A 16,986-nucleotide genomic window follows, 5' to 3' on the forward strand; every position below is an offset into this window, starting at 1 on the left:
AAATATTAAGATACGGTTCTTTCTAAAGGACGCATAAAGGTAGTTCACATGCAAAAAAGGGAGAGGGAATCGGATGATTCTCTCTCCCTTTGTCGCGTCCGTTAAATCGCTGCGAAAAGTGATTCTTCCGCCCTAGCCTTGAGAGGCGGCTTCCACGATGTTTTTGTCCACATTCATGTAGAAATTGCACATGCCTATGGGCGTCATTTCTTTGTCGAAGATGCCCAGGCGGTTGTATTCTTCCGGTGTTTTGTTCAGGGGCATAATATAGTAGTGGTGGTTTTTAAATTGAATGGAGTTCACTTTTGCCGCCTCGTAGCCGTAGCGTTCGCCGCCGTCTAAAAGGGGTTTGTAAAAGAGTTTGTAGGTGGCTTCATTTTTGTCCGTTAAAAGGATTTCGCCTTCCGATTCTTTCAGGTCGGCGTGGAGGACGTCGGCCAGATGGCGAAGGGAGAGGTAGTCGCGGCCGTCGATCTTCTTCGAAGCTGCACCTCGGGCCTTTCCATCCATTGGCTTAAAGTCGATGCCGTCGCATGTAAAGTATTCGCCGTAGTTCCAAATTTCCACGCCGTTTACGGGATCGTGAAGCACGGGGATTTGTTCCTCGTAGTCGTTAGGTTTATTCGAGTAGTTCCACCCCATGGCCTTGGCGAAATCGGCGGCGGGAATCATGGTTTGGCCGTTCACGGATTTGGTCTTGACGGTGACGCTGCGGTCTCTGAAGCGGAGGGTCATTTCCCCGGGATTCTTCATCGGGCTGTAGCCTTCGCCGATGACGACGGTGCGATTGGCATCGTCCCAGTCAACTTTTTCGCCGAAGTTTTCGGAAATAAAGCGCAGGGGCACGAGGGTGCGATTTTCGACGATGCGCGGCGGCACATCCAGGGTGACGGTCTGCGTCGCGCCGGCCCGGGAAACGGTGGCCGCATCGCTCCCCACTTTCAGATCCAGGGCGCGGTCATCTTGCGTGATGCGAATGCTTCGATCGGCGTCGTTCCACGCCACATCGTAACCCAAAGCTTCGCTGATCAGGCGCAGGGGGACCAGGGTGCGGTTCTCCACGATGCGCGGGGCCACGTCGCCTTCGACATAGCTTCCCCGAATGAAGAGTCGGACCGGGACTTGGCCAAAACCTTCGGTGGGAATGGCGAGCATTACGGCGAGCAGAAAGAGCCACGCCATGCGGGTTTTTTTCACGAGTCATCATCCTTTCGGTGTAACTGTTATATTTTATCTTATGTATATTATATTATGTCGAGAAGGGAAAAGCCACGAAAAAACGGAGCCCGCGAAAAGAGGAGAAACGGCCTTCGCGCCCACTTTATTTCAACGATTTTCATTGACCGAAGCCCTTTCGATTTGGTATACTACTCTTCGAAACAAAGGGGAGTAACTATTATTCTTGGTCGTCAATCCGGCGTATGCCCGGCCAAGGATCCTACACAGGCTGTGAGACTTTTGTCCGTGGGACAGGAGTCTTTTTTTATAAGAGGAGGTTTTTATGGATTGGTACAAAATGAGTGCCCGAGAGGTTCTCGACGAACTGTCGGCCGACGACAAGAAGGGGCTCGCCCCGGAAGATGCCGAAAAGCGTCTGGACAAATACGGGACCAATGAATTGCAGGAAGAGGAAGGCAAGTCTTTCGCTAAAAAACTGGCGGAACAATTCCTCGATCCCATGATCATCATACTTTTAATCGCCGCGATTATCTCCGGCGCCGTGGGCGAAATGGTGGACTCCGTCATTATTCTCGCCATCGTCATCGTGAACGCCGTGTTGAGCATCGTACAGGAAGGCAAGGCGGAAGAAGCCATTGCCGCCTTAAAGAAAATGAGCTCTCCCACGGTGAAGGTGATCCGCGGCGGGCGCCCCGTGGAAATCGACTCCGTGCGCGTCGTGCCCGGAGATTTGGTCGTATTGGAAACCGGCGACATCGTGCCGGCGGACATGCGCCTGATTGAAAGCACCAATTTAAAAATCGACGAATCCTCCCTCACCGGGGAGTCCGTCTCCGTTGAAAAAGATGCCACGGTCACCTTGGAAGAAGATGCGGGCATCGGCGATAGAGAAAACTACGCCTACTCCGCCTCCATCGTCACCTACGGACGGGGCAAGGGCATCGTCACCGCCACGGGAGAAGACACGGAGATCGGTAAAATCGCCACCACCCTCTCCACCATGGAAGAGGAACAGACGCCCCTGCAAAAGAAGCTGGCGGGCCTCTCCAAGACCTTGGGGATTTTGGTCGTCGCCGTCTGTGCCGTGGTCTTTATCGTGGGCAAACTTTACGGCCACGACACCCTGCGCATGTTTATGACCTCGGTTTCCTTGGCCGTCGCCGCCATCCCCGAAGGCTTACCCGCCATCGTCACCATCGTCCTTTCCATGGGCATGGGCAATATGGCCAAGCGCCACGCCATTGTGAAGCGGCTTCTGGCTGTGGAAACCTTGGGGACCACCACCTACATTTGCTCGGACAAGACGGGCACGCTGACTCAAAACGAAATGACCGTCACGAAAGTTTATTTGGACGGAAAAGTCATGGACGTTTCCGGCACGGGCTACGCGCCGGAAGGGGAACTGTCCTATGAGGGTGCCAAGCTCTCTGTGGACGATGTCAAGGGATTAAAAACCCTCTCTTCCATCGCCACCTTAACCAACGATGCGGACTTAATCGAAGAAAACGGAACGTACAGCATTTTAGGCGACCCCACGGAAGGCGCCCTCATTACCCTGGCGGGCAAGCTCGGCGTGAAGGAAGAAGCCCTGGAAGAAGAATTTCCCCGTATCGGTGAAATTCCCTTCGATTCCGATCGGAAGATGATGTCCACCTTCCACGAAAACTTTTTCGACAACAAAGTGTCGTCCTTTACCAAGGGCGCGCCGGATGTGGTCTTGAAAAACTGCAAGTATCTGTTTAAAGACGGAGAGATCGTGGAGCTCACCGATGCCGACCGAAAGGCGATCTTGGAGCAAAACAACGCCTTTGCCCAAGAAGCCCTGCGCGTATTGGCCTTTGCCTTTAGAAACTACGACGCCATGCCCGCGGATCCCTCCACGGAAGAAAACGAAAAAGACATGGTCTTCGTGGGCCTCACCGGCATGATCGATCCGGCGCGACCGGAAGTGAAGGCCGCCATTAAAGAATGCCGAAACGCCGGCATCGTTCCCGTGATGATTACCGGCGACTACCTCCTTACCGCCAAAGCCATTGCCGAAGAGCTGGGCATTTTGCGTGAAGGAGATAAGGCCATGATGGGGGAAGAGCTCAACGACAAGACCCCGGAAGAAATTCGCGAAATCGTCAAGACCACCCGCGTCTTTGCCCGCGTATCCCCTGAAAACAAGGTACAAATCGTAACGGCCCTGAAAGAAAACGGCGAAATCGCCGCAATGACCGGCGACGGCGTCAACGACGCCCCGGCCATTAAAAAAGCCGACATCGGCATCGCCATGGGCATTACCGGCACCGACGTGGCGAAAAATACGGCAGATGTCATCTTAACCGACGACAACTTCGCCACCATCGTCAACGCCGTAGAGGAAGGACGAATTATCTACGCCAATATTAAAAAATTCGTCACCTTTCTCTTAAGCTGCAACATCGGCGAAGTCCTCGTGGTCTTCCTCTCCATCATCATGAATCTGCCCACACCCTTCTTGCCCATTCAGCTTCTGTGGCTCAACTTAGTCACCGACTCCTTCCCGGCACTGGCCCTCGGGGTGGAAAAAGGCGAAGAAGAAACCATGTACGAACCGCCGCGAGATCCCAAAGAACCGATTTTGGACAGAAACATCACCATCACCATCATCATCCAGTCCCTCGCCATTACGGCGGCGACCCTTGGCGTGTACTGCTACGCCCTCACCACTCACGGCATGGACGGCGACGGCCTCGTCTATTCATGGACCATGGCCTTCTCCACCTTGGTCTTCAGCGAACTGTTCCGCTCCTTCTCCTCGAGAAGCATCGACGACACCCTCTTTAAAATGGGCTTCTTCACGAACAAGCGCCTGAACCAAGCCGTGCTGTTTTCCCTGGCGCTGGTCCTCGTGGTCCTCTACATTCCCTTCCTGGAAAATCTGTTCCACATGACGGACCTGAACATGGTCGACTGGGCCATCGTTCTCGTCTGTGCCCTGATCCCCTTGGTCATCGGCGAAATCCAAAAAATGATTCGCTTCAAACAAACCCACATTGTGGATGTGGAAGACAAATAAGAAAGCCGCCTTCGGGCGGTTTTTTAATGCTTATCTCCCGAACTCAAAACCTTCTTTCATCCTACAAAGATAGAGTTATAAAATTTGGTATAATACTGTCGAAGGACTGTACATAGTAGATGCATTACCTGAGATGGATGATGTCTTTCCAATGATAAATTATGGAAAAAATAAAATATGAAGAAAGAATAAACCGGGCCTACAAAATGCCATAAATATAACTCTACATGTCATGACAAAGCAGGATGGGATGAGAGTATAGGCATAGAAGTACCGGGCAAAATTTGTAGGTAGTTTAAATGTGATGTACTGGAGATTTTGGAATATCAGTGCTGGATAATTAATTAAAGGAGATGTGAAATGGCAAAAAATAAAGATAAAACTGAGGAATTATCCTTAGAATCAGTTCTATGGAATTGCAGAGTATCATTAAGAGGATATGGAAGTACTGAAAAAAATAGAGACGCTGTAATAGGATTAGTTTTCTTAAAGTTTGCAGGAGATAAGTTTGAAACAAGAAGAAAACAAATTGAAGAAGAACATCCTGATTTATTCATGCTAAGAGAGATGCCGGCCACTTATCATGCTGACAATGGTTATTATCTAAATGAAACATCCAGATGGAGTTACATAGTTAAAAATGCATCGGCAGATGATATAGCAATAAAAATAGATACAGCAATGAAAGATATAGAGGAGGATAATCCTTCCCTCAAAGGAACTTTGCCTCAAAATTTGTACGCTAATTTAGGAGCTCCGGCAAGTAAAATTAAAAGTCTAATCGATGAGATAAATAAAATAAATGGAGATAGATTCCATGAAGAAGATTTGATCGGAAGAGTCTACGAATATTTTTTACAAATATATGCAGCATCAGGAACAAAGGAAGACGGTGAATTTTATACACCTTCAAGCGGTGTAAGACTATTGACTGAGCTAATCGAACCATATGACGGAGTTGTATATGAGAACAAAACACCATATTTGATACATTTTAACGGCATCGCCGCTTAGGGTACGAACCTAATACTAAGGGGTACGAAAATCAAAAAGCTCACAGCGATGTTCATCCTAAAATTAAACTAAGAAGCATTACGCGTTACAAGAATCTTGTTCTGTCTGGCAGGGTTCTTTTTTTATGCAACATTAGGTGAATTGCCATTACCGCATAAAATTCTTGACAAATAAGTTAGTCTATGGTAATTTCTCCTTACCGAGATTAATCTCGGTAAGGAGAGGAAAATGATGGTCAAGGAGAGGAAAATGATGGTCAGAGAACGATTAGATCCGGAAATGCGTAAAGAAGACATTCAAAAGGCTGCTATGGCACTCTTTTCTTCTAAGGGCTTTAACAATACGACGATGGATGATGTTCGTGAAAAATCCGGTTTATCAGCCGGCGGATTATACTACTACTACAAAAATACGACAGAAATCCTCTACGACATTATGGACAGAGGAAGCAGGATGCGTGAAGCGACGGTAACAAACACGGTTCAACATATGGGGAACAAGCTTACACCACATATCTTGGCTGAAGTTGTCGTCGATAAAATGTTGGCGAATAATCCTTTTACGCCTATCTATGTCATGTTTCTTGGTGAGATTAAGAAAAATGAACAGCTTAACGCATTATATGAAAAACTCAAGAGGGATTCGATTACTTACTTTAAGCATTTTATGAATGGGTACGACTGCGGATTGCTTACTGATGATGACTATGAATTTGTAACGAATCTCATCAATGCAAGCTTGTTATCCTGTGAAATTTTAGATACGCGTGAAAATTTTCTAAAGAACAGACAGCACTTGGTATCCATGCTTGAAGGTTATTTTACTCGTTCGACTTCTCAGTAAGCGGAAGTTTCCGGACTCTAAAATCTTCCATCAATTTTCGCATTTCATTCATTTACTAAGGAGGTTTTTTGATATGAACTTATTGAAAAAGTACATCGCCAAAAATAAGACCGGCTACTTTTTCTCGGTTCTTTTTGCCGTTTTGGGTGTACTGGCAGGACTTTTTACCTATGTGCTCTTGAGCAAAATGATCATTGCCCTCATTGCAGGGAATACAGATTTTGCTTTTTATACTAAAGGAGTCCTCAGTATTCTCGCGCTGCTGTGCGCAAAAGAAGTTTTTATGGGTATTTCCACCACGATTTCTCATACGGCGACCTATGGTGCTTTGTGTGAAATCAGGCGAGATATCATGGACAAACTTTTCAAAATGCCGTTAGGAAACATTTTGAATTTAAGCACAGGAAAGCTAAAAGATGTCATCGTGAATCAAGTTGATAGCATGGAGACAACCCTGGCTCACCTGATTCCTGAAATGACCGCTAATATTGTTGGCCCGGTTTTACTTCTTGTTTACATGTTTGTACTCGATTGGCGCGTTTCGCTCTTGGCACTGGTTCCTCTTGTGATCGGCATGTTTTTTATGGCCGGCCCGATGAAGCGCATGCCTAAAATGTTTCCCAAAGCAGTCAAAATTGGTCAAGACATGAACAACTCAATTGTGGAATATATCAACGGCATCGAAGTCATTAAGTCTTTTAATCAAGGCGATACATCCTATAAAAAATACAGCGATAATGTTTATGCCAAAGCAGATTATTACTGCAAGTGGATGGGCTTGAACAACAACGATTATGCGGTGAGCATGTCGCTTGCACCGATGGGTATTTTAACCATCATTCCGTTTGGCCTTTTCTTCTGTATGCAAGGTAGCCTAAGCGGCGCTCATCTTTTGATGTTGATTATTTTATCGTTTGGCACAATCTCAAATATCATGCAGGTGATGTCTTATGAGGACGATATGGGGCGCATCAAAACCATTGCCGGTGAGATTGAAAAAGTTCTCAACTCAAAAGAGTTATCCCACGCAACCGGTACACAAAACATTTCACGCTATGACATCACTTTCGATCACGTGAATTTCTCTTACGATGACAACAAACAGGTTATCAAGGATGTCAATCTGTACATCAATGAAGGTAGTGTCAATGCACTCGTCGGGTATTCTGGCTCAGGGAAATCGACCGTTGCAAAGCTCCTCGCCGGATTTTGGGATACCGATAGTGGCACCATAACAATTGGTGGCATAGCTCTCAAGGATATGCCTTTAGAACAGCTTTCGGATGCTATTTCTTATGTATCTCAAGACAATTATTTGTTTGATATTTCCATCAAAGATAATATTCGCATCGGCAAAAAAAATGCAACGGATGAGGAAATTATAGAAATCGCTAAAAAATCGGGCTGCCACGATTTCATTATGAAGCTCTCACAAGGCTATGAAACGGTTGCCGGAGAAGGTGGCGGGCATCTCTCCGGCGGTGAGCGCCAACGCATCTCTATTGCACGCGCCATGCTCAAAGATGCACCGATTGTCATTTTGGATGAAGCCACTTCCTATATCGATCCAGAAAATGAAGCTATTTTGCAAGATGCCATCGCCACATTGGTAAAAGGCAAAACGCTCATTATTATCGCCCATCGACTGAAAACCATTGCAGATGTGGATCAAATATTTGTTATCCATGATGGATATGTTGAAAATCACGGAACACACGATAAACTATTAAAAGATTCTCCGGTTTACCAAGAATTGTGGAGTGCGGCCATGCGAGGTGAAGAAAATGATTAATACATTTAAGAAGTTATGGAAATTTGCAGAGCGTGAGCAAGGAATGATTCGCTCCTCGGTGATCTGGAGTTTTTTGGGCGCGATTTTTAACGTTTTTCAATTTATGGCCATCTATTTGGTCATTGCGGCGATTATAAAGCAGGAAATTACGTGGCAGACGATTGGTATGTGCAGCGCATTCTTATTGCTTTCCTTACTGGGCATCATTATTTCTAAGAAAAATTCCATGCTTAAGCAAACGCATGCCGGCTATTTTACAGCCGCAAATAAACGTATCGCTATGGGAGGAAAAATCAAAAAAGTGCCAATGGGCTTTTTCAATGATTTTAGCTTAGGAAATTTAACGGCCATTGCGACGACAAAGTTGGACAGTCTCGAAACTTGGGTGCCCACACTTTTTATTATGGTATTCGGCGGTCTGCTTGTTACCGTGGTATTTATCCTGTCCCTTTTTATGCTGCATTGGAAAATTGCACTCATTGCTATCGCTGGGTCTTTGATTTTCTTGGCGGCGGCCGCTTTAATGCAGCAAAGATCTAAAAAGAGTTCGGATCGAGTTTCTGTTGTACAAAACGATCTCACGAAAGAAGTACTGGCAACCTTGCAAGGTATGCAGATCATCAAGTCCTATAACTTGGGCGGGCCAAATAACAACAAGTTGGATCAAAGTTTTGAAGAAACAAAAAAATCGATGTTGAGCCTTGAAAAGGCCGTTACACCTTACACGGTACTGCTGAAAATCATCATTGCGATCACGATTTCGGTTATGATTGCCACAGCACTTTCATGCTACTTTTCGGGAGAGCTTGCTTTGGATTATACCATCATGACGCTGGTTGCCAGTTTTGTGATTTTTAACAGTTTATTGGCTTCTGGTAGTGCTATGGCCATGCTTAGAACCATTGACAACGCGATGGATTCTTATGATTACGTCAATCAAATGCAAGATATGCCGGAAGGTCATATCAATGATGCACTTCAGCAACACGATATTGAATTTAAAAATGTTTCCTTTGCCTATGGCGAAAAGCCAATCTTAAATAATGTGTCTTGCTATATCCCCGAAAGATCAATGACGGCTATCGTAGGGCCGTCTGGTTCAGGGAAAACAACTTTTTGCAATTTGATCTCTCGCTTTTGGGATGTCAATTCAGGAGAGATTCGCCTTGGAGGAAAGAACATAAAAGATTACTCCCTCGAAAATCTCATGAATCATATTTCGATGGTCTTCCAAGATGTCTATCTTTTTGCCGATACGATTGAAAACAACATTAAATTCGGATGCCCAAATGCCACCCGCGATGATGTGATTGCGGCGGCAAAAAAGGCTCAGTGCCATGACTTTATTTCTGCCTTGCCCGATGGCTATCAGAGCATGATCGGAGAAGGTGGAACAAGTCTTTCCGGCGGAGAAAAACAGCGCATTTCCATTGCCAGGGCAATGCTGAAAGATGCACCGATTATCATCTTTGATGAAGCTACTGCAAATGTTGATCCGGAAAACGAAGACAAGCTGAAAGCAGCTATTGAAGCCCTTACTCAAAACAAAACCGTCATCATGATCGCGCACCGCTTGAAGACGATCCGTAATGCAAACCGGATTTTGGTACTGAACAAAGCAGGGATTGAGCAGTGCGGTACACATGATGAATTGATGCTGCAAGGAGGTCTTTATCGAGATCTTATCGAATCGAGAAGCAAGGCGGAAAGCTGGAGATTCGCAAATTAAAGTTTGGAACTAACAACAACATCTTCGACAAAAAAATGAATGTGCCTGATGTTGTCGAAAATTAAATGTTCAGAAAGGAATTTTATGATGAAAAACTAAAAAATATTGTATAGATCGCCGTATTGGCAGTAATTGGCTGTGTTGTCTCCTTTGGAATCAGTATGCTGACGGGACTTTTAGGCATGGCTGCCCTCTACATTTCAGCCGGGTTTGCCGCTTTTGTGATCGGACCGACCTTTGTGATTGCGGCTCGAAAAGTACAAAAGCGTGGCACAGCGCTTCTCTTTTGGGCTGTGCTTGGGTTGGTATATGCAATTTTAGGTTATGGGATCATGATTCCGATTACTCTGATTGCAGGGATTGTCTGCGAGCTGATTATCGGAAAGTACGATAATAGCAAACGCATCGCCATTGCTTTTAGTGTTGTCATGTTTACCGATTCGATGCACAGTATTCTTTTAACAAAAATTTTAGGCGTCGAAGGTTTAGTAAAATATATGTCATCTACCTTTTCTCCAGAACAAGCAGCACAAATGGTTGCCGCCTATACAAATGAAGTGATTTTGATAGCTGCTGCCGTTAATGTTGTGCTGTGCTTGTTAGCCGGATTTTTCGGAGTATTCATCAACAATAAGTTCTTTGAGAAAAGCACTCAGCAGAGCAAGCTCAAATAAGATGAGCCGATCATTTTCCCGCTTTATAAAAACGGATATCCTCCTCAATGGAGCGAAGAAATTTTTGATATGGTTTTAGAACAGGCAGAAAATTATAAAAATTAAATAAAAGGCTATGAGCACTCAAACTCATAGCCTTTTTCATTGTCTAAAGATTTTCTGAATCAGTTTTTCTAAACCGCCAATCCAAAGCCGCCTTCGGGCGGTTTTTTCATGGGGAGAAAAGCGTCGCACATCCTCGGAAAATTTTAGGTGATAAATAGTATAAATTTCTTTGAGGCCACATGGATTTGATGGTATGATAGATTCATCATAGTAAGTAAAGGCTGGGATGCAAGTGAGAAAATACAGAAAAAGAGAGCATGTTGAAAATTACCTGAAGACGGACTACCGAGGGGATCCGCTTTTCAACGACATGTATCTGCCCCATATTTCGCTGCCGGAACTTTCCGTCGACGAAATCGACACATCCACGACGTATTTGGGCAAGAAGATTCATTTTCCCCTCATGATCAACGCCATTACCGGCGGCACGGAATTTGCGGAAAACATCAATGCGGATTTGGCGCAGCTCGCCAAGCGCTTTGATCTGCCCATGGCCGTGGGCAGTGAAACCATCGCCATGGAAGACGAGGAAGCCGTGGAAAGTTTTGAGATCGTGCGGGAGATTATCGGCGATGAGGGCATCGTCCTCGGGAACATGAACGGCAATCTCTCCGTGGACGAGGCGAAGAAGGCCGTGGAAATTATTCGGGCCGACGCCCTTCAGATCCATTTAAATCCGGCGCAGGAGCTGGCCATGGAAGAGGGCGATCGAGATTTTCGCGGCACGGCGGAGCGGATTCGCGCAGCAAATGAGGCCCTGGACGTGCCCGTTCTGGTGAAAGAAGTGGGTTTCGGCATGGACGCCTCCGTCGTCGAGCGGCTCTACGATTTGGGCATTCGCCACGTGGACATTTCCGGCTACGGCGGCACGAATTTCTTTGAAGTGGAAAATCTCCGCTACTTTAATTCGGACATGACGGAGCTTTACGGCTGGGGGATTCCCACGGCCTACGCCCTTCACGAAGCCGTGGCACTAGGCAAGAAGGATCTCCACATTACCGCATCCGGCGGCATACGAAACGGCCTGGATCTGGTGAAGTGTTTGATTCTCGGCGCCGACATGTGCGCCATTAGCGGCGAAATTTTAAGATACATCGTGCACGGCGGCGTGGACTACGCCTCGGTGTATTTAGATGATTTGATCAACAAGGTAAAAATCGTCATGGTCCTGGTTGGTGCGAAGAATATCGATGAATTAAGACAGGTGAAGTGGAAAGCCACGGGCCGTCTTTTGGAATTATTGAGATAAGAGGGAATTATGTACGATCTTATGATTATCGGCGGCGGCCCGGCCGGGCTCACTGCCGCCATTTACGCGAGCCGCGCCCATTTGAACACGGTGATCTTCGAACCGGAGATGGACGGCGGCCAAATGAGCCTCACCATGTCTCTTGAAAACTTCCCCGGGGCGCTTGCCGAGGACACGGGCATGGATATCGGCATGCGTATGGCAAAGCAAGCGGCCTCTTTCGGTGCCGCCACCATTCGCGAGCGGGTGGTTTCCGTCGAGTCAGCGGGCGAGACGAAAATCGTGAAGACGGAAAGCGGCAGCTACGAAGGCAAGTACGTCCTCCTGGCCACGGGCTCTAAGCCCAATCGCCTGGGCGTTCCCGGGGAAGACAAATTCGTCTCCCGCGGCATCAGCTACTGCGCCACCTGCGACGGCGCCTTCTACCAAGACGGCGACGTCTACGTCATCGGCGGCGGCAATTCCGCCGTGGAAGAGGCCCTGTACCTGGCGAATTTAGGGGCGAAGGTCACTATCGTTCACCGCAGAGACAGCTTCCGCGCCGAGCGCTTCTTGGCGGAGAAGGCCCTGGCCCACGAAAATATTTCCGTCATGTGGAACACGGAGCTGAAGGAGGTCTTGGGAGATGCCATGGCCGACGGCCTCGCCCTCTACAACAATAAAACCGACGAAACTTTCACGGTGAAAAAAGGCGACCGCCCCATGGGAATTTTCATCTACGTGGGCGTGAAACCCCAAACGGAATTTCTCGAAGGGCTTCTGGAATTAAACAGGGGCTATGTGAAAGTGGACGAAAATCAAATGTCCGCCGTGGACGGCATCTACGCCGCCGGCGACATTGTGGACAAAAATTTCCGCCAGGTCATTAACGCCTGCGGGGAAGGCTGCGTCGCCGCCATGGCCGTGGCTAAGCGCATCGTCCAATACGATTAAATCAATTCAATTTTTGAAACAGCTATGCAATACCGCGCATAGCTGTTTTTTTGTGCGCTTTAGCATGAATAAACCACCAGCTATGCTGGTGGTAGGCATAAAAAGCTTTAGCTTCAAGTAAAAAAAGAACCTCCTATGATAAAATTATTGTGTTATCGGCAATAAAATATCAAGGAGGTATCCATATGGATAAGAACAGCTTAGCACATACAAGTTGGAATTGTAAGTATCACATTGTGTTTGCGCCAAAATATAGGCGGCAGGTTATATACGGGAAATTGAAACAAGACATAGGAAAAACATTAAGAGACCTATGCGAGAGAAAAGGAATAAACATAATCGAAGCGGAATGTTGTCCGGATCATATACATATGCTGCTGGAAATTCCACCGAAATATAGCGTATCTCAAATCATGGGATACTTAAAAGGAAAAAGTAGCTTAATCATATTTGATAGACACGCAAACCTAAAGTACAAATACGGAAATAGGCATTTCTGGTGTAGAGGGTACTACGTCGATACTGCGGGAAAAAATGCGAAAAAAATCCAAGAATACATCAAAAACCAATTGGAAGAAGATTATATGGCGGATCAGATAAGCATGAAGGAATTCATCGATCCGTTTACGGGTCAGCAGGTCAAATAAAGTATGAGAACAGGCGCTTTAGCGCCAACTGGGGAATTGTTGCAAGAGGAAGAAATTCAGAGCACGAAAGTGCTGCCGGTAACAGCCCCTTATAGGGGCAAAACAAACCACCGGCTAAGCCGGTGGTTCTGATTGTGGAATTAAATATTTTTAAACAAACCAAATAAATAAACACAAATTTCATCCACCATAAGCAATTTAAAAATAAAGATTCTCGAAAAAAGTGCGATTAACAATAAATAATTCGGAATTCGGGTTGACAAGATCGGGGGGGTGATACAGTCAGTGTGTAAGAGATACCAAATACAAGAAAAGGAGGGCTTTATGAACTCTTACTTAACGTACGCAAATGATCCTGTACTCTGGCTATTATCTTTACCGTTGGTGGCAATTGTAGGTGCATTAGCTATTAGCTATAGCACCAAGGTAAAAAAAGTAAGTCCCTTAGTGAATTTAACACCCGAAGATCAAAAGAAAGCATTCCGAACAGGCGCAATTTCCGCCATCGGACCGGCATTAGGCGTGTTTGTCGTCATGCTTGGACTTATATCTAAAATAGGCGGCCCTCTGGCATGGCAAAGACTCTCTGTCATCGGCGCGGCCCATACTGAACTCACGGCGGCTGAAATGGCGGCACAAGCCATGGGCACGACCTTGGATTCTCCCGATTATAATTTGGTCAATTACGCAAACGCTTGCTGGGTCATGGCATTAAATGGCTGCGGCTGGTTGTTAGTAGTAAGTTTATTGACGGACAAATTGGACAGCATCTCCTTTAAGCTAACCAAAGGGGACACAAAAATCACGAGTATTATTTCGATTTCCGGCATGTGCGGTGCCATGGGTTTCTTGGCTGTCAGCAACGCGATCACCTCAAATGAAAATATGGTCGCCGCAGTAGTTGCGGGGATTTCCATGATTCTTTTGAACAAGCTGGGAGAAAAAGTTCCTGCATTGATGGAATTTAACCTGGGCTTCGCTTTGATCATCGGCATGATCGCAGGAAGCATTTTCCGCTCACTCATAGGGAGGTTTCACATGACTGATAAATTAAACATCGATCAAGAATATGACGCGCAGTATACACAACCGGTTATTAAATTAGGTCGAATTTTAAACTTACTTGGCGTATTATTTTCCTTTTTGCCGGCTCTATACATTTCCATTCGATATAGTGCTTTTCCGGGAATGGCAAACATTTTAAAAGGCTGGGCACTTATCGCGGCAATTTTCGGTTCATACTACATAATTGAACCAATCTCCTACTTCCCCGTCTTGGGGCTTCCCGGAACCTTTATGGGCTTCATTTCCGGGAACTTAGGGAACATGCGTGTACCATGTTCTGCCTTAGCTCAAGCGGCAGTAAAGGTTGAGCCCGGCACGAAGAAGGCGGAATTAGTCTCGACATTGGGGATTGCAGGTTCGATTATTACGAACTTAATCGTCACAGTTCTGGCTGCAGTCGCGGGAAGTTATATTATCTCCGTCTTGCCGGATTCGGTTTTAGCAGCCTTTGACTTTATCGCACCTTCCATTTTCGGTTCGATGTATGCCATGTTTGCGATTAAGGATTTAAAGAGCGGGATCTTTGCTCTTGTCTTAACGGTCATCATGATCAAAGCCGGTTTGCCGACTTTCGTCATTGTTCCGTCGGCAGTCTTTGCGACGATCTTCTTCGGAATTAAAACGAGGAAAAAGGAGGAAAAGTAATGAAAAAATTAGAATTCGATCGAAAAAAAGCAGAAGAAAATCTGATTAAATTCAGAAGAGACCTCCATCAGATTCCCGAAATCGGCTTCGATTTAGAGAAAACGGTGAAGTATGTCTGTTCTGTACTTGACGAATATGGCATTTCCTACGAAAAAATCGTCGACGGATCCGCCGTCGTCGCCCTCATCGATAGTGGCAGTCCCGGCAAAACCGTCGGTTTGAGAGCGGATATGGACGCACTGCCGATTAAAGAGGAAACAGACCTGCCCTTTAAATCTGAAAACGGCAACATGCACGCCTGCGGACACGATTGCCATACGGCCATTTTGTTGACAACGGGCATTGTTTTAAACGAAAACAAGGATAAATGGTCCGGCAAGGTGAAGCTACTTTTCCAACCCTCCGAAGAAAAGGACGGCGGCGCCAAACCGATGATCGACGTGGGTTGCTTAAATGAACCGAAGGTCGATTATATTCTTGGACAACACGTCGGCGTTCTCTCCGGCGAAATTGAAATCGGTCAAATGGGATTTGTCCCGGGCCCGATGATGGCATCTCTCGACGAATTTACCATCGATTTTATCGGACAAGGCGGACACGGCGCCTACCCTCACGACACCATCGATCCGATCCCTATGGCAGCATCGGCGGTTCTCGCGCTGCAAGCCTTCATGGCTCGTCGAGTAAATGCTTTGGATTCTGCCGTATTCACCATCGGCCAAATTCACGGAGGCAGCCAATACAATATTGTTCCGAATAAGGTGAGCATTAACGGGACGGTTCGCTGCTTAAACGAATCGGTACGAAAATTAATCGCTGAGGGCTGTGAAAAAATTTGCAAGAGCACAGCGGAAAGTTATGGCGGCAAAGCGGAAATTGATTACAAGTTCGGCTACCCTGCCTTAATCAACGACACGGAACTTACCCAAAAACTAATCGACCTCAGTCAGGAAGCCTTTGGCGAAGATAGCGTCAAGCGTATGGAAAAAGCGAGTATGGGAAGCGAAGACTTCGCCTATTTCGCTCAAGAAGCGCCGGCCTGCTTTACTTTCTTAAACACCTCAAAAGAATGTGACGGCGTCATCTATCCGAATCATAACCCCAAATTTATGGTCGACGAAGACATTTTAATCAAAGGCGTCGATTACTTTGTAACAGCCGTTGGAAATTTGTCTTAAATGAAGAAAGCATCCGAAAAGCGGAAGCCATTCAATTTCATTGTCATCTCCGAATAGTATGATAACTGCACGAAAAAGCCGCTCGATGATCTCATCGGGCGGCTTTTTCACGTTTATTGTTGGGCCGGTTGTGCCGGTTGCTCCCCTTGGGGCGCAGGATTTTCCTGTTCGCTTTGGCTCATTAAGATGTTCAAAAGTTCCGTGGCCGTAAGGGGCGCGTGAATTTGGTAGCCCCCCGGTTTAATCTTGGGCACGGCGCCGGCGTCGCGAATCATTTGAAGGAAGGTGGCTCTGTCCGCCACTAAATCTTCTTTCATGATCACATCGGCGATCATTTCGTCGTTGGCGCCTTCGGGAATTTCGATGGTGATGGTGCGGGTGGCTTTTTGCAAGCCGTTTTCCGTGAGTATTTTCAAAATGGTTTCGGGGCTGGCGCCTTCGGGAATTTCGTAGCTTCCCGCCGTAATGTAGCGGGCCATGCCGGAGCGCTTGGCCTTATTGCTGAAGGCCGTGGCGTCGTTAATGAGGCCCACTTCCTTTAAGCGCTTGGCCACGGAATCCGGATCCGTCGTTTCTATTTTAAGTAAGGTGGTTTTTTCCGATGCATCTTTGGCGGCGCTGGAGATCTGGCCGATTTGTTCCTTTGAGGAGCGAATTTCCTCGGTAATGGTGGTGTCTTTTCTCTCTTCCGGCGTCATCATGGAAAACAAGTGGTTCATGCGCCACTTAATGATGAACAGTAGGACGAGAACCACCAGTATGACGACGACAAAGCGCAAAAAGTTTACGAATACTTTCGAAACTCTTCCGTTAGATTTCATGCTGTTTTCCCTTTCCTGTCGATTTCGATATAATTATAATAAGGTTATTATATCACAGGAACGTGAAAG

General features: G+C 46.5%; 13 protein-coding genes. 11 read left to right on the forward strand and 2 right to left on the reverse strand.

All coding sequences use genetic code 11. From position 1 onward, the window contains the following. Nucleotides 1-132 precede the first annotated feature (132 nt). A complete protein-coding gene (locus OCV31_RS04650; protein ID WP_148473046.1) occupies nt 133-1,197 on the reverse strand; it encodes a copper amine oxidase N-terminal domain-containing protein in 1,065 nt (354 codons plus the stop codon). A gap of 304 nt (nt 1,198-1,501) precedes the next feature. On the opposite strand from OCV31_RS04650, the gene OCV31_RS04655 reads away from it, so the two are divergent. The 11 genes from OCV31_RS04655 to OCV31_RS04705 all read left to right on the forward strand — a co-directional run bounded on the left by OCV31_RS04655 (nt 1,502) and on the right by OCV31_RS04705 (nt 16,096). Continuing rightward, nucleotides 1,502-4,222: a cation-translocating P-type ATPase gene (locus OCV31_RS04655; protein ID WP_148473048.1), complete on the forward strand. Its 2,721-nt coding sequence runs from the start codon at nt 1,502-1,504 to the stop codon at nt 4,220-4,222. Nucleotides 4,223-4,582: 360 nt separating this feature from the next. Continuing rightward, nucleotides 4,583-5,236 carry a type I restriction-modification system subunit M N-terminal domain-containing protein gene (locus OCV31_RS04660; RefSeq protein ID WP_148473050.1) on the forward strand — a complete coding sequence of 218 codons (654 nt, stop codon included), beginning with the start codon at nt 4,583-4,585 and terminating at the stop codon, nt 5,234-5,236. A gap of 249 nt (nt 5,237-5,485) precedes the next feature. Further along, nucleotides 5,486-6,079, forward strand: coding sequence for a TetR/AcrR family transcriptional regulator (locus tag OCV31_RS04665; RefSeq protein ID WP_148473052.1), 594 nt, complete (start codon nt 5,486-5,488; stop codon nt 6,077-6,079). A gap of 73 nt (nt 6,080-6,152) precedes the next feature. Further along, nucleotides 6,153-7,871, forward strand: coding sequence for an ABC transporter ATP-binding protein (locus OCV31_RS04670; protein ID WP_148473053.1), 1,719 nt, complete (start codon nt 6,153-6,155; stop codon nt 7,869-7,871). After that, nucleotides 7,864-9,600, forward strand: a complete 1,737-nt coding sequence (locus tag OCV31_RS04675; RefSeq protein ID WP_148473055.1) for an ABC transporter ATP-binding protein — start codon at nt 7,864-7,866, stop codon at nt 9,598-9,600. Before OCV31_RS04670 ends, OCV31_RS04675 begins: the two co-directional genes overlap by 8 nt. 122 nt (nt 9,601-9,722) lie before the next feature. Then, nucleotides 9,723-10,274, forward strand: coding sequence for an MptD family putative ECF transporter S component (locus OCV31_RS04680; protein WP_267303805.1), 552 nt, complete (start codon nt 9,723-9,725; stop codon nt 10,272-10,274). A 337-nt stretch (nt 10,275-10,611) separates the two neighbouring features. Further along, nucleotides 10,612-11,628: a type 2 isopentenyl-diphosphate Delta-isomerase gene (gene fni, locus OCV31_RS04685; protein ID WP_148473057.1), complete on the forward strand. Its 1,017-nt coding sequence runs from the start codon at nt 10,612-10,614 to the stop codon at nt 11,626-11,628. Nucleotides 11,629-11,637: 9 nt separating this feature from the next. Then, nucleotides 11,638-12,561, forward strand: coding sequence for a thioredoxin-disulfide reductase (gene trxB / locus OCV31_RS04690; RefSeq protein ID WP_148473059.1), 924 nt, complete (start codon nt 11,638-11,640; stop codon nt 12,559-12,561). 185 nt (nt 12,562-12,746) lie between these two features. Next, complete coding sequence (gene tnpA / locus OCV31_RS04695; protein ID WP_068454118.1) at nt 12,747-13,208, forward strand: IS200/IS605 family transposase; 462 nt, start codon at nt 12,747-12,749, stop codon at nt 13,206-13,208. 324 nt (nt 13,209-13,532) lie between these two features. Next, nucleotides 13,533-14,918, forward strand: coding sequence for a DUF5058 family protein (locus tag OCV31_RS04700; RefSeq protein WP_267303806.1), 1,386 nt, complete (start codon nt 13,533-13,535; stop codon nt 14,916-14,918). Continuing rightward, nucleotides 14,918-16,096 carry a M20 metallopeptidase family protein gene (locus tag OCV31_RS04705; RefSeq protein ID WP_148473061.1) on the forward strand — a complete coding sequence of 393 codons (1,179 nt, stop codon included), beginning with the start codon at nt 14,918-14,920 and terminating at the stop codon, nt 16,094-16,096. The genes OCV31_RS04700 and OCV31_RS04705 overlap by 1 nt, the downstream gene beginning before the upstream one ends. Before the next feature lie 113 nt (nt 16,097-16,209). On the opposite strand, the gene OCV31_RS04710 is transcribed toward OCV31_RS04705, so the two are convergent. Beyond that, nucleotides 16,210-16,917: an endolytic transglycosylase MltG gene (locus OCV31_RS04710; protein WP_148473063.1), complete on the reverse strand. Its 708-nt coding sequence runs from the start codon at nt 16,915-16,917 to the stop codon at nt 16,210-16,212. Between the last annotated feature and the right edge of the window lie 69 nt (nt 16,918-16,986).

Origin of the sequence: Aedoeadaptatus acetigenes, assembly GCF_025566985.1 — a bacterium.
In the GTDB taxonomy this organism is placed as follows: Bacteria; Bacillota; Clostridia; order Tissierellales; family Peptoniphilaceae; genus Aedoeadaptatus; species Aedoeadaptatus acetigenes.